We start from the raw sequence: 19600 nt of genomic DNA, 5'->3' as shown, positions 1-19600 counted from the left end.
AATGAAAAAAATATTAATTTTTATAGCATTATTTTTTGTAGCAAAGTTATTTGCACAAGAAACAGGTAATGATTCTTATACCATTCAGCGATTAATCATATTTAATAATAAAGGAGAAGTTTTGTTGCAAAAACATGCTAATGGTTGGATGACGCCTGCGCTTAGACATAACACAGAAACGTCAACCAAAAAAGGGTTATTTAATTTAGCTTCAAATTTTGGGTTAAAGGTTTCTAACCCTCAACTTCAAGGAGTTTTTATGTATTTTCATAGTGATCATAAGAAACCTTCTTTTCGACAGCATTATAGCTGTGATTTAAAAGGAGGGAAAATTAAAATCCCAAAAGGCGCACTAGATGTTCAATGGTTTTCCAAAGATGAAGCTATTGAAAAAATGTTACTTCCAGAGGCAAAAATAGTAACTGCTGTAGGAGAAATGACAAAACACATACTTAATTATCCAACAATTATTTGGGGAGGTTCTTATTTACTTGTTAAAGAAAAAGGAAAAAAAACAAAATCAGAAGTAATAGAAAATTTTTACCCTATAGGAAGAATTGAATAACTAAATCTGTTAAATTTTAGAAAAAGAAAAACACCTAGAGCTTTTGAGCTTCTAGGTGTTTTTTATTTCAATTTTTCACCAATTACTTTTTTATAGCTTTCTCCAATAGGAATTTCAATTTCATTAATTTCGATATCGTATTTAGTATAGGCTGTAATTTTACTGTTATTTACTACATAAGATCGATGTACCCTAACAAAGCGATTATCCAACTCTTTTAAAAAAGAAGTTAAGCTGTATTTTATAAGGTGATTGGTATTTTCTAAATGAATTTTAATGTAGTCTTTTACACTTTCTATGTAGAGAATATCGTCTAAAAAAACTTTTATTTCTTTTCTGTCTTTACGGATAAAAATAGCTTTCTTTTTAGGAATTTTGTCAGTGTTTGTAATAGGTTGAGAAATGGTGTTTTGTAAGACCAAAAACTTCTCTATAGCTTTAAAAAAACGACTAAATGTAATAGGTTTTAAAAGATAATCTACAGCGTTTAATTCAAAACCTTCAATAGCATAATCACGGTAAGCGGTTGTAAAAACAACCTTAGGTTTTTGTACAAGACTTTCAAAAAAATCTATACCCTTTAATACAGGCATTTCAATATCTAAAAACAACAAATCAACATGTTGTTTTTTTAATATTTTGTGAGCTTCTATAGCACTTTCACAAGAAGCTACAATTTCAAAATCATCTAATTGAGAAAGGTGATTTTTAATAAGTCTTCTAGCTAACTCTTCGTCATCTACAATTAAGCATTTATATTTCATTTTTGAATTAATTTTAGCGTTGTAGTATAACTTTTTTGTTCATCTTTTATCTCTAAATCGTAGTTGTTAAGGTATAATAAATCTAACTGTTTTATTACATTTTTTAAACCTAACATTTTACTTTTTTGATCTGTTGTTTTTAATGAGTTATTTGGTTTTGTGTTGTAAATAGAAAATAGAATACTGTCACCTTGTAAAGTAATTGAAATATTAATTTCAGCAGTTTTTAATTCTTGACTTACACCATGTTTAAAAGCGTTTTCAATAAATGTTAATAAAATTAAAGGAGCAATATTTACATCCTTTTCTACATCTTTTGTAAAAGAAATGTTTACACGTTTTCCGTATCTAATTTTTTCTAAAGCTAAATAATTTTCTATAAGTGTAATTTCTTTATTTAATGAAACAAATGTATCATCACATCTGTATAGCATATAATCTAAAATATCTGCCAAACGTTCAATAACCTCGGGAGTTTTATCTGATTTTTCTAAAGATAATGTATAAATATTATTAAGTGTATTAAATAAAAAATGCGGATTTAACTGATTTTTTAAAGCAGTTAGTTCAGCAACTTTTTTTTGCTCACTTAATTTTAAAAAAGCTTGTTGATTTCTATAAAACTCCAACATTAATAACAATCCACCAGGAGTTATAAAAAGAATAGATTTACTTAAAAATAAAGGAAAATCAGAAAACCTTTCCCAATAAGGAATTTTAGCATATTCTTTCATGTGTATAGCATAAACCTCAAAGTATTTAAGGTCTATATAGTATACTCTAAAAAAATTATAGAGTAAAAACATAGCAATAAGTAAAGCGATTAAATAGAATGCAAATAAAAATATCTTTTTCTTATTTAAAAACTTAGGTATAAGTATATAAATAGAAGTATAAGCTGTTATAATTTGTATACTAACAATAATAAAATATACTTCAAACACATGAAAATATCCTTTATAGTAGCTCATTGTTCTAGAAAAAACAAATGAGGAAAAAACAACAATCCAAAACAGTATATGTTTTGCAAAAGGTTTTTCTAAATAATTTTTAATTGTATCCATATCTTAAGATGTAAAAATACTATTTATACTTCTTTATGGTAAGATTAGTCTACCAAACATGCTTTTTTAAATTATAAACCCCAATTTTTTGTCTACGATTAACCATTTTGTATAAAGTATATCAAAAACATTGGGTTAGTCTACTTTTTAAAAGTTGCGTTTAATTCAATACTACTTTTAACAAAATTAAAATCCAAAAAGTATGAAAAACGTAATTCTTGCATTCATTTTTATTATTAGTTGTATTTCAGTTAATGCTCAAAATACAGAGATTGAATTGATAACACAAACACTTCAAAATTATATTGAAGGTTCAACAAATGGAAAGCCGCAATTATTAAAAAAAGCTTTTCACCCAGATTTAAAACTGTATTATGTTAAAAATGATGAGCTAAAAACTTGGTCAGGAGCTTTATATATTCTTGATACCAAAGAAGGAAAACCAACAGGAGAATCGGGAAAAATTTTAAATATCGATTTTGAGAACAATGCCGCAATAGCCAAAGTAGAAATTTCTCACCCAAAGAGTAAATCACCTTACATAGACTATTTCATGTTATTAAAAACCAAGGGTAAATGGACAATTATACATAAAATGTTTACTAAAAAAGTTGCTAGTAACATAAGTTTTAAGAACCCAAAATTGGAATTTTTATGGGAAACAGACTCTCTTTTAACAGATATTGAATCTGCTATTTATGATGATAAAAGCAATACCATTTATACAACCAATATTAATGGCCACTGGTTAAAGAAAAACGGTAAGGGATTTATTAGTAAGGTAAATTTAGAAGGCAAAATAACCAATTTAAAGTGGATTAATAATATTGAAGGACCAACAGGTACGGCTATTTATAATAACAAATTGTATGTTGCTGATTTTGATAAAGTATTAAAGATTAATATTTCTACAGGAGAAATAGAAAAAAGCTGTTTGATTAAAGGTACAGAAAGAATTAACGATTTAACAGTATCAAATAACGGAGCTATTTATGGTACTGCTACAAAGACAGGAAAACTTTTTGCTATTAATAACGGAAAAACAACAATTCTTAACAATAATTTGAATTGGCCAAATGGAGTTCTTTTTGAAAACGGGAAATTATTAGTTGGATTAGGAGATAAAACGGTTAGTTTTTTCGATTTAAAAAATCAAACCCAAAAACTATTAACAAATGGAATTTCTAACCCTGATGGAATTGTACCAATAGGAAATGGGGACTATTTAATTTCTAGCTGGGAAGGAATGATACATTATGTAACCAAAGATGGTAAAAAAACATTGCTATTAGATACAAGAAAAGAGAAAATTAATGCTGCTGATATTACATACATTCCGTCTAAAAAAATGGTTTTAGTACCAGCGATGTTGCAAAACAAGTTAATGGCTTACAAATTAATAGACTAAAAATAATAGATTATGAGAAAGTTATTTGTTTTATACTGTTATGTAACAACTTGTTTTTGTTTTGGGCAAAATAATCCTACGATTCCTTTTTTTAAAGAAGAAATAAAAGTCGATGGAAATTTAAATGAAGCTGTATGGAATCAAGCACAGGAGTTTTCTGGATTTTATAATTTTTATCCTAATGATGAAGGAAAATCAAAAAATAAGACAGTTGTAAAAATGTTTCATGATGGAGAAAAGTTATATATAAGCGCTATTTATTTTGATACAACTTCTAAAAATAACATAAGTACTTTAAAACGTGATAACCATGGTGGTTCGGTAGTTCATAGTGATGCATTCGGAGTAGTATTAGATCCTTTTAACAAAGAGAATAACGGGTACTATTTTACCATAAATGCAGGAAATGCACAGTTAGAAGCACTTATTGATTTTGATGGAACTGATTATTCTCAAAACGAAAGTTGGAATGCTACTTGGGAATCGAAAACAAAAGTAGAAGGAACCAAAAAGATATATGAAATGGCAATTCCTTTTAAGGCTTTAAACTACGATATTGCTAATAATACATGGGGGATTCAATTTTTTTATAGGGATTTTAAAATTCCATTATGGATGACATATACCGATTTAGCACGAAACTATATTCAATATGATTTACGTTTTACTAAAGATGTTGTGATCGAAAATCTTCCTCAAAAAAGTGCTTCTCGTTTTACAGCTACACCATCAATAACCTATAATTATCAGAAGAATGTTACAGATGATACTCATCAATCTGTTTTTACACCTAGTTTAGATATACAATACAATCTAACTTCTTCTTTACGTTTGGATGCAAGTATAAATCCTGATTTTTCGCAAATAGATGTAGACCAACAAGTAACTAACATTACTCGTTTTGCTGTTAATTTTCCAGAAAGACGAAATTTCTTTTTAGAAAACAGTGATTTGTTTAATACTTTAGGAACATTTGGCGTTAATCCATTTTATTCACGTCGAATAGGAGCTACTACCAATATGCAATTTGGTATAAAACTTTCAGGAAATGTAAGTTCTAATACTCGTATAGGAGTTTTAAATGCGCAAACTGAAGAAGAAGAAAGCAATCCAGCTCAAAATTATGCTGTTTTGGTTGGTCGTCAAAAATTGTCTGATGCTTTTACAACAACAGCCTATTTGGTAAATAGACAAGAAACTGATGGTTTTAGTTTTAAAAATGATTACAATAGAGTTTTAGGATTAAATTTTAATTATAAATCCAAAAATAACAAATGGTCTGGACAAACGAATTTCGGAAAAAGTTATAGTGATGGCTTGAAAAGTGATAACAATTTTTTCAATATTGAAGGACAGTATAATACAAGAGAAACCTATTTTAAAGGAGCTTTTAAATCTGTAGATAAAAACTTTATTGCCGATGTTGGTTTTACTCCACGATTATACAATTTTGATGCGATTAATCAACAAACAATTAGAGAATCGTATTTAGATTCGTATATAAATTTTCAGAAAAGGCATTATCCTAAAAATTCCAAAACTATTGATAACTACCGTTACTTATATTTAGAAAATGATATGTTTTTTAGTAGTGATGGTACATTAACAGAATCAAATACATCTATAGGAAATACTATTTGGTTTAAGAAAAATTTAGCAGCCGTTTATCTATATGTAGCGAACCGCTATAACAACTTAAAATATGGTTTTGATATTTTAGGAAATGGCAATCCAATTCAACCAGGTATTTATAACGATTTTTATACTTTTTTTGGATATAATAACTCTGCTTCAAATACGAATTTCTATTATAGTTTAAGAGGAACTTACGGAGAGTATTTTGGAGGAAAAAGATATGCTGCCGAAGTTTGGACAGGTTATAGAATGCTTCCTTTTGCTAATATAGCTATAGAATATAAACAGAATTATATTGACTTAAATAACTTAGGAAAAGAAACCTTTCATCTATTGAATTTTACAGGAGAAGTATTCTTTAGCAATCGTTTAAATTGGACAACGTATGTACAGTATAACACACAACGAGATAATTTTAATATTAATAGCCGATTACAATGGGAATATAAGCCATTAAGTTATGTTTACTTAGTGGTTACAGATAATTTCAATAAACGTATTTCTCGTCAAAATTGGGGTGTAGCTTTTAAAATGAATTATCGATTTGATTTTTAACATTAAAGGTTTATATATTAGCACTTCTAATTAATATTAAAAAGATGAAAAAATTATTAGCTGTATTATTAGTTGTTATTGCAACTTCAATAAATGCCCAGGAGAAAGTACTATTACGTCTAAATTATAAAAAAGGAGATAAATATGCATTGTCTATGAAAATGAAGCAAGATATGGGAGCTGCTTTAATGGATATGAAAATGGATATGGAAATAGATGTAGATGAAGAAGCCAATGAAACATATTTAACTAGAACAAAGTACACTTATTTATCTATGGTTGTTTTACAAGGAGCTACTGAAAAAGTAAATTATAACTCAAATATGAAAGAAGAAGAGTTAAGTGCTGAAGCTAAAAAGTTTAAATCCCAAATGCAACCATTGTTAGAAACTTTAATTTTTACTGAAGTTACTAAATTAGGTGAAAATAAAATTGTAAAAATATCTCCAGATACACCAGGAATAGATAAACTAGTTAACCAATCTAATAAAACAGTTGTTTACCCTAAAGAAAAAGTTGGTGTAGGATCAGAATGGAAAAATACTCAAGAAAACCAAGGGATGAGTATGGAAACTACCTATAAAGTAATTAAAATAACAAAAGATAAAATTATAGCAGATGTAACTGGTAAGCTATCTATGATGCCTTCTGCTGAAATTACTGGTAGTTTAGAGATAGATAGAGCTACTGGTGCACCATCTAAAACAGTTATTAATATGGAGATGGATATGATGGGAAATAAGATTAAGAGTAATGTAGAAGGAATTTTTAGGAAAATGTAATTTAAAATATAAGCTCAGATTTAAAACTGAGCTTTTATTTTTTATGAAAATACCACCAATTCATATCTCTAGTAAGTTCATAACCTAGTTTTTCATATAATTTAATTGCAGGATTTCCTTTTGTAGTGTGTAAAATAGGATGTTTTCCGTCTTTAATAATTTCTTTGGTTACATAAGTTGTTAATTGTTTAGCATAACCTCTTTTTGTAAAATCAGGATGCGTTACGACAGCACTTACTTCAATAAAATCATCTGTTTGCATACGTTGTCCTGTAATACTCACTAATTTATTGTCTTTAAATATTCCGAAGTAATTCCCCATATCGAAAGTTCTTTTTTTATAATACCCAGGCATTACTAACCAAATTAAATCATAAATTTCATCGATATGCTTTTCGGTTAAAGGAATAATATTTTCGGTAATTTCAACTTCCTGTAAGTCTTTTAAGACCATTTGTACTCCTTCAATTTTTTTATCTAGAATTACAAAATTTTCATCAAAAGTTGGAGTTCCATTTTCTGTAACAAGAAAAAAAGAATCAGTTAGTTTAGCATATTCGTTTAATGCATATTTTGTTTTTTCGGAATTGGTAAACGCTCCAAATGGACAAATTTTAGGATCATAAAATAGTACCTCATCATATTGAGTAGCAAACTTTTTATGTGTTTCTTCTAAAGAGAACCAAACAGGGTTTTGAAGTTTATTATTCATTGTAAATTTGATTTAATGCTACTGTTAAATTAGGAAAATTAAAAGTATAAAATTTTGAAGTTTTATTGGCAGAAACTCGACTTCCGTTTAATAAAATATAAGCCATTTCTCCTAATGCAGTTTTTAAAATAAAAGATGGAGCATTTAAAGGTAAAACAGGTTTAGAAATTGTGTTTCCTAAGATTTTTGTAAAGCTCTCATTAGTTTGATGTTCAGGTGCAACAGCATTAAATATTCCTACAAAGTTTGTGTTTTCAACAGCTTCTACATAAAGGTTGCATAAATCGTTTATATGAATCCAAGGAATGAATTGTTGCCCGTTACCTAAAGCAGATAAAAATAAAGGTGTATTCATTTTAGATAAAGCTCCTCCAGTTTTTGTTAAAACAACTCCTGTACGAAGTATAGAAACAGGAATATCTAATTTTTTAAATTGAAGTGCTGCTTTTTCCCACTGTTGGCAAATCTTAGAAATAAAATCGTTCTCTGGCTTATCATCTTCAGTAAAAATTATATCAGAAGTTTTTGCTCCGTAATAACCAATTCCAGAAGCAGAGATAAAACCTTTTAAAGAAATTTGAAGATTTTTTACATATTTAAAAAGTAAATTTGCTGATTGCACTCTACTATTTATAAGTTCTTTTTTTCTATCAGTTGTCCAACGTTTATCTGCAATTCCAGCACCTGCTAAATGAATAATGTGCGTTACTCCATTGAAAGCTTCCTCATCAATGTGGTTTTCAGAAATATTCCAAAGAAATTCATTATTACGTTTAGGAGAACGAGTAAGAATAACTACTTCATAACCCTTATTGGTAATGATTTTTTGAAGCTCTTTACCAATTAAGCCTGTACCACCTGTAATTAATACTTTTACCATGTACCACGCTTCTTTATATTAGTAAAGCACAATTTAATAATTTCTGAAATACGTTTTTTACGAGTAGTGTCTCTTTTTGCTTGATGTAACCAATATAAATATCCTTTTCTGTAGGAAGGAGCGAAGTTTTGATAATTTGTAAAAGCTTTTTCGTTTTTATCAAACTCTGTTTGTAAATCGGCAGGAACAACCAAATTTTCAACATTGTCTAAAGCAAACCAAGAACCATTTTCTTTGGCAATTTCTATAGATTTCCATCCTGAAGGTTGAATTAATTTATCAAAAGATAGTCCTTCTATATATTTCTTGTTTACAGCGCTCCAAACACTTTTAGGTTTCCTTGGACAAAAATATTGTTGACGTTTTCCACCACCCAAGCTTTTAACCGTAGAATCTATCCAACCGAAGCATAAAGCAACTTTTACCGCTTCTTCCCAACGCATGCTAGGTATACTGGTTTCTACTTTGTATAGAATTATTTGAACACCACTGCTTTTATCATGGTTTTCTAACAACCAATTATACCACTCTTTATCAGTTTTAAAATAGAGTTGTAGCATTTCGTTTTTCATTTATCGAATAATTTTTGAAGGAAAAGAAACAATACTTTCTGTACCATCTTTTCCAACTGCTGAAACTCCAAAGAAATAATTGTCAATTACAATTCCTTCTAAAGTAAATTCATTAACATTGCCAACATATCTGCTATGATCCCAAGTAGGAGAGGTTGTATCTCTCCAATAGATTTTATACCCTTTAGCACCTTCAACACTATCCCATTTCAATTTTGCTGAAGCTTCTACAATTCCACCAATAGCAACGTTTTTTGGAGAAATAGGAGCTGTTGCTATGGAAGCTAAATTAATAGCGTTTACAGCAGTAAGTTTTTTAGCATAATCAAAGTTTACAAACTTTAGCTTATCTCCATATTCAATTCCATTTTCATTTCGTATATCTTGATGTTGTTGTGTGTAATTTTCGTGAGCTTCCATAATTCGGATTCCTGGATAACCAGCATCGTTAAAAGGACGATGATGACCTCCACGACCAAATCGATCTAAACGATATACCATTTTCGGATTCATTTCTGGCATGTACGTTTTGGTAGTTTTGTAAATATAACGCGCTAATTGACGAGAAATGCCATCTACTTCACCACCATAAAAACGTCTTGCTCTTCGTTGATGCTCTGTTTCGGTTGGTGGGGTTGGTTCACTAAAAATTCTAAATGTTCGATTGTCGATAACACCATCTACTCCTTTTATGTTTCCAATCATGTCGTTATTCATAACACCTAAAATATTCCAATCTTTTTCTTTGGCATAAGCAGCTAAACCTTTTCCTCCAAAAAGACCTTGTTCTTCACCCGATAAACCAACGTAAATGATACTATTGTCAAATTTATATTTACTGAGTATTCGAGCAGCTTCTATAGCTCCAGCCATTCCAGATGCGTTGTCGTTAGCTCCTGGTGCATCGTTTGTAAAATCATTAGGATCTGAGATTCGAGAATCTATATCACCACTCATAATAATATAGTTATTCGGGTTTTTAGTTCCTTTTTGAATAGCGACAACATTAACTACCCAAATATCTTTTGTAATTCTTTTGTTTGTTCCTTTTTTAACCAAATCTTTTTGATAAAAAACGTCTAAGCAATTATTACAGTTTTTAGAGATGTTTTCGAATTCAGATTTAATCCATCTTCGAGCAGCACCAATTCCGCGAGTATTAGAAATAGTATCGCTTAAAGTATGTCTTGTTCCGAAGTTAGCTAACGTTGTAATGTCTTTCTTAATTCTATCTGCTGAAATTTGATTTATGATTTCATAGATTTTTGGATTGGTCTGAGCTTGAATCCCAATAATAGATAGCATTAAAAGTAGTTTGGTAGTTAGTAGTTTCATGTTGTAAGGTTTAGTGTTTTTAGACGTAATCAATTAATTAACATTTCAAGTTATTTTTTAAAATGCCAAAACGGAATTGTAACATCTATAACTGAAACTGTATCTCCTTTTCGAATTCGTTTTCTAAATAATCTTAACATGTGTTTTCCTTCTTTTAAATCGTTCGTAGGAATATACGTTTCAAAGCCTATTTGATTTTGTTTATTACGACTGATTAAAAATTCAGGTTTATATTTAATGGTATCTATTTTTATAGTGTACATTTTGTTTACAGTTTCAATATATTTTACGGCTAAACTATCTCTTTTTTTACGGGATATACGTTTATTTCCACTGCTAAATTGTAACCCAGTTTTAAACCCTCTGTTGTCTTCTTTAGGTTTTAGACTTGGATTGTAATTGTAAATTCGATCTTCTACATTTTCATTAAAAACTTTAAAGAATTTAATATAAGAATCGGTTATAGCTTTAGATTGTATACTTGCAGTTCTTACAAAGTCATTTTCTTTGATTCTTGAATCTTCATATTCTGCATTGTCTAAATATAATTTAGAATTTAATTTAGCACTGTCTAAGTAATTTGATTTTTGATATTTAACCGAGTTAAATACAGAAATTACGATATAAATCGGTACTAAAAAGAAGCTGAGACGTTTTGTGAATCTATTATCTAAGAAATTATAAACTAATGGTCTATATAAAAAGGAAAGGGTTAAAAAGCTGAAAACCCAATAAAAAGGGAAGTAGATTTTTGCCAACCATTTATTCTTTTTTAAATATCCTTGAGTTGCAAAATCAATAAAAGTAAAAATTGAACCAAAAGCTATAAAACATACTAATGTAACACCTATGGGGAACCGAATACTTTCTGAAAGATCATCGTTAGAAAGTATATATGTGGCAATTAATACTAAAATTATAATAATTATAGTGAAGGATATGACATAGAAAATTAAAAGAAAAGAAACAGCAAATAATACACTACAGTAATTCTCTAAAGTAGCTACATAACGGTCAAAAGAAACAATTTTCTTTTTTAAATAATTGGTGAATTTGTTTTGGTAATTGAGTTCATCAAACTCAATATCACCAGAAACATAGCGAAGTCCGAGAGCACCAATCCATAAACCTCGTAAAATAACATGTACAAGTAGATTGAAAATTAAAATATAACAAGCTATTAAAGCTACAAGTAATATAACAAAAGCATAAATGTGTTTGTCGTTTTTAGCAATTTCTAAAGCAATTTTTATTTGGGGAAAAGCCGTAAATAAACCAAAAATTGCAAAACCCGAAATAATTAATTCTAATTGCCAGCTTTCTTGTTGTAGTTTATCTAAAAGCTGTTTAAAACTCCTGTCTTTAAAATTGTTTCCCATTGCTTAAAATTTCTTTAAATATACATACTTTATAAAAAGAAAACCACTTCGAATGGAAGTGGTTTTTATAATACAGCTGAATAATCTTTTTATTCAGTATCTAATTTTTTGGTAAGGTTAAATCCTGCAAATAAACCTAAACCACCCATAAAGAAAATACAAGCTGGGTAAATTCCATCTTCATCCATTGCAGTATACGTATCTAATAATAATGCTAAGAAAACACCTAATCCGATACCCATTAATAAAAGCGATAGGTTAAGAATAAAGAACCTTCCGAAACTACTACTTTTTTTACCTATCATAAAGATTGATGCATCGGCACCTTTTTCAATTAATGCTAAACGCTCTTTGTTTCTAGTAGAGAAGTATAAGTATACGATTCCGAAGATTGCTGCAAAGAGACTAATTGGTATTAAAATTTCTGCGTCCATTATAAATTGTTTTTTATTGATTAATTTTATGTGTTTGCAAGTAAGACAGTATGCTTTTTAAAAAGGTTACAAAAAAAATAAAAAAAGTTTTTTTGTAAAAAGTTGTAACCTTTTTTAATGCGGTAAAGTCTAAGAGGTAAAATCAACCATTATCAACGACCAACTTTACATAGAAAAGATATTAAAAGGAAACACAAATGCCTATGCTACTTTGGTAGATAAGTATAAAGTAATGGTGTATACCTTGGCTTTTAAAATGGTGCAGAATAAAGAGGAAGCAGAAGAAGTAAGTCAAGATACTTTTATAAAAGTGTATAAAAATTTAAGCAAGTTTAAAGGGGAATCTAAATTTTCTACTTGGGTGTATAAAATAGCGTACCGAACTTGTTTAGATGCTTTAAAAAAGAGAAAAAATAAGTATAATACAGATACTATAGATGAAGTAACGATTAATAAAATTAAAACTACTGAAGGAATTTTAGAATCGATTGAAAAGAAAGAACGAGCAGTAGTAATAAAACAATGTATGCAAGATTTACCAGAAGACGAACGTACTATTTTATGGATGTTTTATTTTGATGAATTAAGTTTAAAAGAAATTATTAATGTCACTGATTTTTCTGAAGCTAATGTAAAAGTAAAGTTACACAGAGCTAGAAAAAGATTATTAACTATAGTGCAACGAAAAGTAGAACCCGAATTAATTAATCATTATGGGAGAAAATAAACATATTGAAGAGTTAGATGCATTTGCAAAAAAGTATATAAAAGAAGTTGAAGTAGAAACTCCTTCAATAGATTTTACAAATACGATTATGCAACGTATTTTAAAAACAGAAAATACAGCATTATACAAGGCGACACCACTAATATCAAAAAAAGCATGGTTTGTTGTTTTAGGAACATTAGTAGCATTATTGTTTATTCCATTTAAATCATCTGAAAGAAGTGAAAGTATTTTAGACAAAGTAGGTTATTCTTATCTGCCAAATTTAGAAATGCCAAGTCTTTTAAGTGATGTTTCTTTATCGGTATCAACAACTACAATATATTCATTTGTTTTTCTAGCAATATTAGTTTTAGTACAAGTACACTTTTTAAAGGGGCATTTTACTAATAAATTATAATGAATGTGATCAAAATTAAATTAATAAATCACTATATATTTTTATTCTTATTTATAGTTGTAGTTGGGTGTAACAAACCTAGTAAACAAGAGAATGGATTATCTATTCAAGTAAAAAATGAACTAGTAAATTCTATTGATAGCGAAAATGTATTTTTCGACAGTGAAGGAATTAAATTAGCAGGTACAATTTATAGTCCCAAACAAGCTCGTTCTGCTGTTGTCATAGTACATGGCTCTGACCGAGTACCTCGAATGACCGAGCTTGCCATGTTATTAGCAAAAAACGATATTATGGTATTGACTTATGATAAACGTGGAGTAGGTGAGTCTGGTGGAGTTTATGCAGGTCCAGAAGTTGGTACAAATAATATAAGTGTTGAAAATTTAAATTTATTAGCTAAAGATGCTAGTACTGCTATTAATTTACTTCATAAAAAAAGAAATGATTTACCTCTTGGTCTTATTGGTGCAAGTCAAGCAGGTTGGATAATTCCTATTGTAGCAAATAAAAATTCACTAGTAGATTTTATGGTTTTGTTTAGTTCACCAACAATAACTACTCTAGAGCAACTAAGATTTCAGTTTTTTACTAATGGGAGAACAGATTTTTGGAAAAATCATACAGAGGAAGATGCTCGTAAACATGTAAAGAATGATCCAGATAAATATCAATTTAAAGCTACAGACCCTAAAGAAGCTTTGAAAGATCTTTCAATCCCAGGTCTTTGGTTATTTGGTGAACAAGATATTCAAATTCCTGTAAAAATGTGTATTGAACATCTTAATGCTTTAAAATTAGAAAAAAAGCCTTTCGAGTATGTTTTGTTTCCGTCATTAGGACACAATACAAATAAAACAATACCAATAGATATTTCGATTAATTGGATAAAACAACAAGCTTTAATAATTGATAAGAAATGATGTTAGTGTATTTTATAATTCGTTTTTAACTCTATCATTTCTATTAAGTTCATAAAACCAAAAACAGAATCTTGATTTATGAAAAAAATATCATTTTTAGATTTCTTTATAAATCTAATTTTTATTGATAACTTATATAGACAGACATTTTACTGTTTACCACAAAACCAGCACTTTTTGCAGGAGTCCAGTTTGTGTTTTTTACAAAATCGATTATTCTTTTATTGAATAAATCACGATACTTATTGTTATCAGGGTTTTGAAATATTGTTTCAGTTTTAAAATTACTTACAGAACCATTTTTATGTAAAATAAATTCGGTTGTTGTATATGAATAAGACTCTTCATTTTTATATTTATAATCTACAGGATATTTAAAACTTTTAAAATAATCTTCTTCATAGTTATCAAAATGTTCTTTATAAGTTTTTGCTCTTGGGTATCTTGGAATTGTATCACAGTCTTCAAACTCATAAATTTTATTAAGATGGTTTGATACATAAATTTTATCGGCTTCTAATCGAAGTGAATCAATAAAATTTGCACCATATTTTTCATCAATAGCTTTTCTCATTTCTTCTTCATAACAATAATATTCAAACCCTGGAGCAGGAGTAAAACAAGTAGTTAAAGTAGAATCTATTTTAATATTATGTTTAGATAATAATTCTTTCATTTCTTTATTATTACGAAATACTTTCATCATTCCCATATAATAGAAATAAGTTAATTCTCCTTTTTTAATTGCATTTTTTGCTTTTTGTTTTTGATTTATACAAAACGTATCTATTACTGTTATTTTAGCATTTCTGTCTTTTTCAAGTAACTCATACCAAGTTTCTTGATTATATGCAATTCTATTCTTACTCTCTTTTTTGCAAGAACTTAAAAGGGATAAACACAGTATTAAAATTAAATAATTTTTCATAAATGATTTTTTATCTAACAAATCTAACCGAACTTATTTTACCATTGGTAATTTCGTAAATGGCAACTGCTTTAAAAGTGTTGCCATTTGCTGTTACTAATTCTTCATCTATAACAACATTACCTTTTACAATTCTACTTGTAATTTTACAATGTAAATCTTTTGTTTTTTCAAACATAGGTGCGTAACGTTTGCGCATTTCCTCAATTCCTTCGTAGTTTAATTTATCAGGATAAGTATATACTTTTACGTTTTTAGCATATGGTTTTAAGAAAGCTTCAATATCTCTTTTGTTATAGCCATCTAATTGTTCTTGCGCTAACATTCTTGGAGAAACTTCAGCAACAATAGCCAACTTAGTAGCGTCTTTATTTACTGTAATCCTTGAAATATTATTAATGTTTTCATTTTCAAATTTGTGAAAGACACTCCAATTTTTATCCGTTTTAGGATTGTGTTGTAAAATCATGTTTTGATATGCAATTAATATAGTTCCGTTAGGCAACCAACACATATCTTGACTTGTTCCTGTTGAAGTAATTTTTTTAGTTTCTTTTGAAGTTGGATTAAGCGACCAAACTTCCCATTTCTTTCCGTTTTGCTTCATAAAACTTACCAAGCTAGAATTTGGAATTTTATGAAAAGATCGACCAGTTTGTTTAGCAATTGTTGTATTTTTTTTCTTTTTTAAATCACTAACAAAAAGATGTAAACTGTCATTTACAATAGCAGAAGAAATAACGGTGTTTTTATCGTACCACATTGGGTAAGCAACCACCAAATCTTTAATAAGTTCGGTATCTTTTCCTGTTTTAAAATTATACTGATAAAAACGCTGCAATCCATTTTTATCTAATCTAACCGCAGAAACATTATTTGAATTTGGAATTCGTTGGGGAGAATACTCACCTCCATTCGGTGTATTGTTTATAAAACTCTTCTCTCCATTATCAAACTGATATTTAACAATATCAGTTTGCTCATTTCTACTAGAAGCAAAAACAATAGTATTTTCATCATAAAAATGAGGCTGACTATCATACCCATCATTGTTTGATATGTTTTTTCCGTTAGTGACGTCCCACTTTCCATTGTTAGGTTTTATATCAAACAAATGGACTTCGGTATTTGTTTGTGCCATTGAAACAGAAGAAATAAATAATGCAAATAATAGCCTTTTCATGATAATTAAATTTGAGTTCAAAATACTAAAAAATCCACTCTGAAATGCTCAAAGTGGATTTAAATTATTTGTTAAAGCGAGATTACTTTTGAGAAGCAATCCATTTATTAATTTTATCTTCTAATAGAGCTAAAGGAATACAACCCGTTTCCAATACTTGATTGTGGAATTCTCTAATATCAAATTTATCACCCAACTCTTTAGTCGCTTTATCACGTAATTCTCTAATTTTTAACTGACCAATTTTATACGACAATGCTTGACCTGGATTAGCCATATAACGCTCAATTTCAGAAATAATACTAGCTTCACTTTCTGCTTCATTTTCTAAAGAATATTGAATTGCTTTTTCACGACTCCATCCTTTGGCGTGCATTCCAGTATCAACCACTAAACGAATTGCTCTGTGCATTTCCATTCCTAACATTCCGAAGTATTGATAAGGGTCGGAATATAAACCTAACTCTCTTCCTAAGTTTTCGGTATATAAAGCCCAACCTTCACCATAAGCACTGTACCATAAGGTTTTTCTAAAATCAGGTAAATCCTTATTTTCTTGTGTTAACGAAATTTGATAATGATGCCCAGGAATAGCTTCATGTAAGAATAAAGCTTCGTCTGAAAATACGTTGTATTTTGTTGCGTCTGGAATAGGAGTGTAGAATACACCAGGACGTGTTCCATCTAAAGAACCAGGATTATACTCGGCACTTGCAGAAGCTTCTCTAAATTTTTCAGTTTGTTTTACTACAAAAGGAGTCTTTGGCTTGTTACCAAACAACTTCTCTAGTTGAGGTTTCATTTTTTCATGAATAGCATTGAAATTATCAATGATTTGTTGAGGTTCTGTATAAGGCATTAAATCTTTGTGATTACGCACATAGTTAAAAAACTCTTTAAGAGATCCTTTAAAGCCTACTTGCTCTTTTATCTTTTCCATTTCCGATAAAATACGAGCTACTTCTTGTAAGCCTAACTCATGAATTTCATCGGCAGTCATGTTGGTAGTCGTATAGTTTTTAATAGCATGTTGGTAGTATTCTTTTCCTTGAGGAATTGCGTGAATACCGCTTTCTTTTAATCCAGCTTTTAAATAATCGGTTCTTAAGAATTCGTATAAACTTCTGAAAGTAGGGATTAGTTTTTTCTCTAAAATTTCAGTATATTTTTGAGTCAATTCTTTTTTCTCTTCTTCAGAAAAATTTTCAGGAAATTGTTTAACAGGAGCATAGAATAAATGATCTGAAGCTGCTTCTTCTGAAAGGACTTCGAATTGAGGAATTACTTTTTCAACTAAGGAAGCTGGTAAAACATATCCTTTTTTAATTCCTTCTTGCATACGAGTTTTAGCAGACTGTAACCAAACATTGAATTTGTCTAAACGACTTAACCAATTTTTATAATCTTTAACCGTTTTAAAAGGTTGTGCACTACTACCGCTACCTAATTGACCCATTACTAAATTAACAGTCCACATTTGGTTGATAGGTAATAACTGATCGTTTTTAAAACTCATTTGATTCAGCATCATATCTGTATCCCAAGCTAAAACAGCTTTACTCATTTGTTGACTTTCTGTTAACTTATCATCTGGAAAGTTCTTTAATTTCGCTTTATAGTTTGTGAAAAACTCTTTTGCTTTGACAGCATATTCGTCTGATAAAAAGTTAGGGAATTTATCATTATGACGATTGTCTCCTGCAAATGTTGCGTTTAATGGATTCAGTTCTAATTTCCCTTCATTATAGTCTTTTAATAACTGATTAAACTCAGTATTGACAGGAGTAGGAGTGTTAGCTACTTCTTTTTTTTCTTGTTTACAAGAAGTTAAAAGTGTTGCAGTAGCTAGTATTGTTAAGAAGATTTTCTTCATGGCTGTATGTTTTGATTGCAAACAAATATACCAAAAAGAAAACCTTAGCGTTTGTTAATCTAATTTATAGTTGGGTTTGTAGTACCAAAAAGGAATTTCAACTACTTTTTCAAGTGTTTCTTTGTTATCTTTTTTATTTACAATTATTCTGTCGATTCGTAATAAGTGTTTTCCTTCTGGAGTGTTTTGTAATGGTAAAACCGTTTCAAAACCTAATTGATTTTTTATAGATGTTACAATAAATTTTGAAGGTAAGTTAATACTATCAATTTTTAATTTATAATTGTTATTAAATGTTTTTAAGTAAATACTCTGAATACTATCTTTTTTCTTTAAAGCTTTTATTTTTCGTTTTCTTGACTTTGGAGTTGTAAATAGGTTTACAGTACTTTCATAACCTCGAATATCTTTTTGAGGTTTTATATCAGGATTTCTTTCAAAAATATAATCATCTATTTTTTCTTTGAAAGGAACAAAAAGGTGTACATAAGGCTCATCAATTATTTTAGATTGAATTACAGCTGTCCATACATAATCCTCTTTGGTTAGAGAAGAAAGGTATCTATATTTTTTTGAGTAATGTTTAGAAGTCTCTGCTCCTTTATAAAAGTAATTAGAACGAACATTATCAAATGTAGAAAAATAAAAAATAAAGGCATATAACGGTACTAAGATAAATGCTATTCTTCTTCCAAATTTATTATCTAAAAAATTATAAACTAAAGGTCTGTATAAAAAAGAAAGTGTTAAGTAACTGAATATTTTATAAATAGGCATGTATAAGAACGAGGTCCATTCTTTTTTCTTCAAAAAACCTTGTGTAATAAAATCTATGAATATAATAAGAATGGCAACTAAATAAACTAATAAGAATAATACAAAAATTATAACCCCAACTTCTTTTGGAAAGATACCAGCTTCTACAAAAAAGTACCCTAGAAAAAGAAAAATTGCAAATAAACAAAATGCAGTAATAAAGTAAAATAGTGTAAGAAATGTAACGGCAAATAATATACTACAGTAATTTTCTAGACGAGCAATATAGCCATCAAAAGAGCCTACTTTTTTTTCTAAATAATTGGTAAATCGTTTATGATAATTTAGTTCTGTATAATCAATTTCGCTAGATACATATCGAAGTCCGATAGCTCCAATCCATAGCCCTCTTAATATTACATGAATAACTAAGTTGATAATTAGAATATAACAAGATAATAATGCAAACTGAAATGCATATCTAAAGTAACTAGCTTTTTCAAAAACAATAGCTTCATTTAATTTGGCCTCGATAGGTGTTATGGCACTTATTAATCCAAAAATTGCAAAACCAGAAATAAGTAATTCTAATTGCCAGCTTTCTTGTTGAAGCTTGTCTAAAAGTTCTTTAAATTTTCCTGTATTATGCTCGTTATTCATAGATTATTTTTTAGCAGTATTCCTACAAAAAAACAAAACCTCTTTGAATAAACAAAGAGGTCTTT

At 28.9% G+C, this 19600-nt stretch carries 19 protein-coding genes; 7 read left to right on the top strand and 12 right to left on the bottom strand.

Annotation, left to right across the window (positions count from 1 at the left end):
• Position 1 precedes the first annotated feature (1 nt).
• Entirely contained in the window at positions 2-565 is a 564-nt protein-coding gene (locus WH52_RS05495; protein WP_086029948.1) for a hypothetical protein, read from the top strand.
• A 62-nt stretch (positions 566-627) separates the two neighbouring features.
• Here the strand turns inward: WH52_RS05495 and WH52_RS05490 are convergent, their stop codons facing one another.
• Positions 628-1329 carry a LytR/AlgR family response regulator transcription factor gene (locus WH52_RS05490; protein WP_086029947.1) on the bottom strand — a complete coding sequence of 234 codons (702 nt, stop codon included), beginning with the start codon at positions 1327-1329 and terminating at the stop codon, positions 628-630.
• Entirely contained in the window at positions 1326-2393 is a 1068-nt protein-coding gene (locus WH52_RS05485) for a sensor histidine kinase (RefSeq protein WP_086029946.1), read from the bottom strand. The genes WH52_RS05490 and WH52_RS05485 overlap by 4 nt, the downstream gene beginning before the upstream one ends.
• Positions 2394-2595: 202 nt before the next feature.
• Here WH52_RS05485 and WH52_RS05480 point away from each other — a divergent pair, with 202 nt between their 5' ends.
• Genes WH52_RS05480 through WH52_RS05470 form a run of 3 tightly spaced genes read left to right on the top strand, consistent with a single transcriptional unit; the run spans position 2596 to position 6773 of the window.
• Positions 2596-3801, top strand: coding sequence for a nuclear transport factor 2 family protein (locus WH52_RS05480; protein ID WP_086029945.1), 1206 nt, complete (start codon positions 2596-2598; stop codon positions 3799-3801).
• 12 nt (positions 3802-3813) lie between these two features.
• The gene (locus tag WH52_RS05475) at positions 3814-5991 is read left to right on the top strand and encodes a DUF5916 domain-containing protein (protein ID WP_086029944.1); all 2178 of its coding nucleotides are present in this window, start codon (positions 3814-3816) and stop codon (positions 5989-5991) included.
• 44 nt (positions 5992-6035) lie between these two features.
• Positions 6036-6773: a DUF6263 family protein gene (locus WH52_RS05470; protein ID WP_086029943.1), complete on the top strand. Its 738-nt coding sequence runs from the start codon at positions 6036-6038 to the stop codon at positions 6771-6773.
• Positions 6774-6807: 34 nt separating this feature from the next.
• Here the strand turns inward: WH52_RS05470 and WH52_RS05465 are convergent, their stop codons facing one another.
• From WH52_RS05465 to WH52_RS05440, 6 genes are all read right to left on the bottom strand, one after another.
• Positions 6808-7485 carry a GNAT family N-acetyltransferase gene (locus WH52_RS05465; protein ID WP_086029942.1) on the bottom strand — a complete coding sequence of 226 codons (678 nt, stop codon included), beginning with the start codon at positions 7483-7485 and terminating at the stop codon, positions 6808-6810.
• Entirely contained in the window at positions 7478-8365 is an 888-nt protein-coding gene (locus WH52_RS05460; RefSeq protein WP_086029941.1) for a TIGR01777 family oxidoreductase, read from the bottom strand. Before WH52_RS05460 ends, WH52_RS05465 begins: the two co-directional genes overlap by 8 nt.
• A complete protein-coding gene (locus WH52_RS05455; RefSeq protein WP_086029940.1) occupies positions 8359-8937 on the bottom strand; it encodes a YdeI/OmpD-associated family protein in 579 nt (192 codons plus the stop codon). The genes WH52_RS05460 and WH52_RS05455 overlap by 7 nt, the downstream gene beginning before the upstream one ends.
• Positions 8938-10272 (bottom strand): M28 family peptidase, encoded by a 1335-nt coding sequence (locus WH52_RS05450; protein ID WP_086030308.1) that lies wholly within the window; start codon positions 10270-10272, stop codon positions 8938-8940.
• 50 nt (positions 10273-10322) lie between these two features.
• Positions 10323-11651: a hypothetical protein gene (locus WH52_RS05445; RefSeq protein ID WP_086029939.1), complete on the bottom strand. Its 1329-nt coding sequence runs from the start codon at positions 11649-11651 to the stop codon at positions 10323-10325.
• A gap of 89 nt (positions 11652-11740) precedes the next feature.
• Positions 11741-12085: a DUF6249 domain-containing protein gene (locus tag WH52_RS05440; RefSeq protein WP_086029938.1), complete on the bottom strand. Its 345-nt coding sequence runs from the start codon at positions 12083-12085 to the stop codon at positions 11741-11743.
• Between the two features lie 148 nt (positions 12086-12233).
• On the opposite strand from WH52_RS05440, the gene WH52_RS05435 reads away from it, so the two are divergent.
• The 3 genes from WH52_RS05435 to WH52_RS05425 are packed head-to-tail and all read left to right on the top strand — an operon-like array spanning position 12234 to position 14135.
• Positions 12234-12812 (top strand): RNA polymerase sigma factor, encoded by a 579-nt coding sequence (locus tag WH52_RS05435; RefSeq protein ID WP_262509541.1) that lies wholly within the window; start codon positions 12234-12236, stop codon positions 12810-12812.
• The gene (locus WH52_RS05430; RefSeq protein ID WP_086029936.1) at positions 12799-13212 is read left to right on the top strand and encodes a hypothetical protein; all 414 of its coding nucleotides are present in this window, start codon (positions 12799-12801) and stop codon (positions 13210-13212) included. The genes WH52_RS05435 and WH52_RS05430 overlap by 14 nt, the downstream gene beginning before the upstream one ends.
• Positions 13212-14135, top strand: coding sequence for an alpha/beta hydrolase family protein (locus WH52_RS05425; protein WP_086029935.1), 924 nt, complete (start codon positions 13212-13214; stop codon positions 14133-14135). Before WH52_RS05430 ends, WH52_RS05425 begins: the two co-directional genes overlap by 1 nt.
• Before the next feature lie 121 nt (positions 14136-14256).
• Here the strand turns inward: WH52_RS05425 and WH52_RS05420 are convergent, their stop codons facing one another.
• From WH52_RS05420 to WH52_RS05405, 4 genes are all read right to left on the bottom strand, one after another.
• Positions 14257-15063 carry a hypothetical protein gene (locus tag WH52_RS05420; RefSeq protein WP_143592075.1) on the bottom strand — a complete coding sequence of 269 codons (807 nt, stop codon included), beginning with the start codon at positions 15061-15063 and terminating at the stop codon, positions 14257-14259.
• A gap of 10 nt (positions 15064-15073) precedes the next feature.
• Positions 15074-16246: a nuclear transport factor 2 family protein gene (locus tag WH52_RS14960; RefSeq protein WP_198938386.1), complete on the bottom strand. Its 1173-nt coding sequence runs from the start codon at positions 16244-16246 to the stop codon at positions 15074-15076.
• An 82-nt stretch (positions 16247-16328) separates the two neighbouring features.
• Positions 16329-18119 (bottom strand): DUF885 domain-containing protein, encoded by a 1791-nt coding sequence (locus WH52_RS05410; protein ID WP_086029933.1) that lies wholly within the window; start codon positions 18117-18119, stop codon positions 16329-16331.
• Positions 18120-18173: 54 nt separating this feature from the next.
• Entirely contained in the window at positions 18174-19535 is a 1362-nt protein-coding gene (locus WH52_RS05405) for a hypothetical protein (RefSeq protein ID WP_086029932.1), read from the bottom strand.
• Between the last annotated feature and the right edge of the window lie 65 nt (positions 19536-19600).

It is taken from the genome of Tenacibaculum holothuriorum (assembly GCF_002120225.1).
GTDB classification, from domain to species: domain Bacteria; phylum Bacteroidota; class Bacteroidia; order Flavobacteriales; family Flavobacteriaceae; genus Polaribacter; species Polaribacter holothuriorum.
This window is presented reverse-complemented; position numbering and strand designations above follow the sequence as displayed.

Excerpts from the sequence above, each read along its gene's own strand:
- WH52_RS05495 (WP_086029948.1), top strand. The coding sequence starts at position 2 with ATGAAAAAAATATTAATTTTTATAGCATTATTTTTTGTAGCAAAGTTA.
- WH52_RS05490 (WP_086029947.1), bottom strand. The coding sequence starts at position 1,329 with ATGAAATATAAATGCTTAATTGTAGATGACGAAGAGTTAGCTAGAAGA.
- WH52_RS05485 (WP_086029946.1), bottom strand. The coding sequence starts at position 2,393 with ATGGATACAATTAAAAATTATTTAGAAAAACCTTTTGCAAAACATATA.
- WH52_RS05480 (WP_086029945.1), top strand. The coding sequence starts at position 2,596 with ATGAAAAACGTAATTCTTGCATTCATTTTTATTATTAGTTGTATTTCA.
- WH52_RS05475 (WP_086029944.1), top strand. The coding sequence starts at position 3,814 with ATGAGAAAGTTATTTGTTTTATACTGTTATGTAACAACTTGTTTTTGT.
- WH52_RS05470 (WP_086029943.1), top strand. The coding sequence starts at position 6,036 with ATGAAAAAATTATTAGCTGTATTATTAGTTGTTATTGCAACTTCAATA.
- WH52_RS05465 (WP_086029942.1), bottom strand. The coding sequence starts at position 7,485 with ATGAATAATAAACTTCAAAACCCTGTTTGGTTCTCTTTAGAAGAAACA.
- WH52_RS05460 (WP_086029941.1), bottom strand. The coding sequence starts at position 8,365 with ATGGTAAAAGTATTAATTACAGGTGGTACAGGCTTAATTGGTAAAGAG.
- WH52_RS05455 (WP_086029940.1), bottom strand. The coding sequence starts at position 8,937 with ATGAAAAACGAAATGCTACAACTCTATTTTAAAACTGATAAAGAGTGG.
- WH52_RS05450 (WP_086030308.1), bottom strand. The coding sequence starts at position 10,272 with ATGAAACTACTAACTACCAAACTACTTTTAATGCTATCTATTATTGGG.
- WH52_RS05445 (WP_086029939.1), bottom strand. The coding sequence starts at position 11,651 with ATGGGAAACAATTTTAAAGACAGGAGTTTTAAACAGCTTTTAGATAAA.
- WH52_RS05440 (WP_086029938.1), bottom strand. The coding sequence starts at position 12,085 with ATGGACGCAGAAATTTTAATACCAATTAGTCTCTTTGCAGCAATCTTC.
- WH52_RS05430 (WP_086029936.1), top strand. The coding sequence starts at position 12,799 with ATGGGAGAAAATAAACATATTGAAGAGTTAGATGCATTTGCAAAAAAG.
- WH52_RS05425 (WP_086029935.1), top strand. The coding sequence starts at position 13,212 with ATGAATGTGATCAAAATTAAATTAATAAATCACTATATATTTTTATTC.
- WH52_RS05420 (WP_143592075.1), bottom strand. The coding sequence starts at position 15,063 with ATGAAAAATTATTTAATTTTAATACTGTGTTTATCCCTTTTAAGTTCT.
- WH52_RS14960 (WP_198938386.1), bottom strand. The coding sequence starts at position 16,246 with ATGAAAAGGCTATTATTTGCATTATTTATTTCTTCTGTTTCAATGGCA.
- WH52_RS05410 (WP_086029933.1), bottom strand. The coding sequence starts at position 18,119 with ATGAAGAAAATCTTCTTAACAATACTAGCTACTGCAACACTTTTAACT.
- WH52_RS05405 (WP_086029932.1), bottom strand. The coding sequence starts at position 19,535 with ATGAATAACGAGCATAATACAGGAAAATTTAAAGAACTTTTAGACAAG.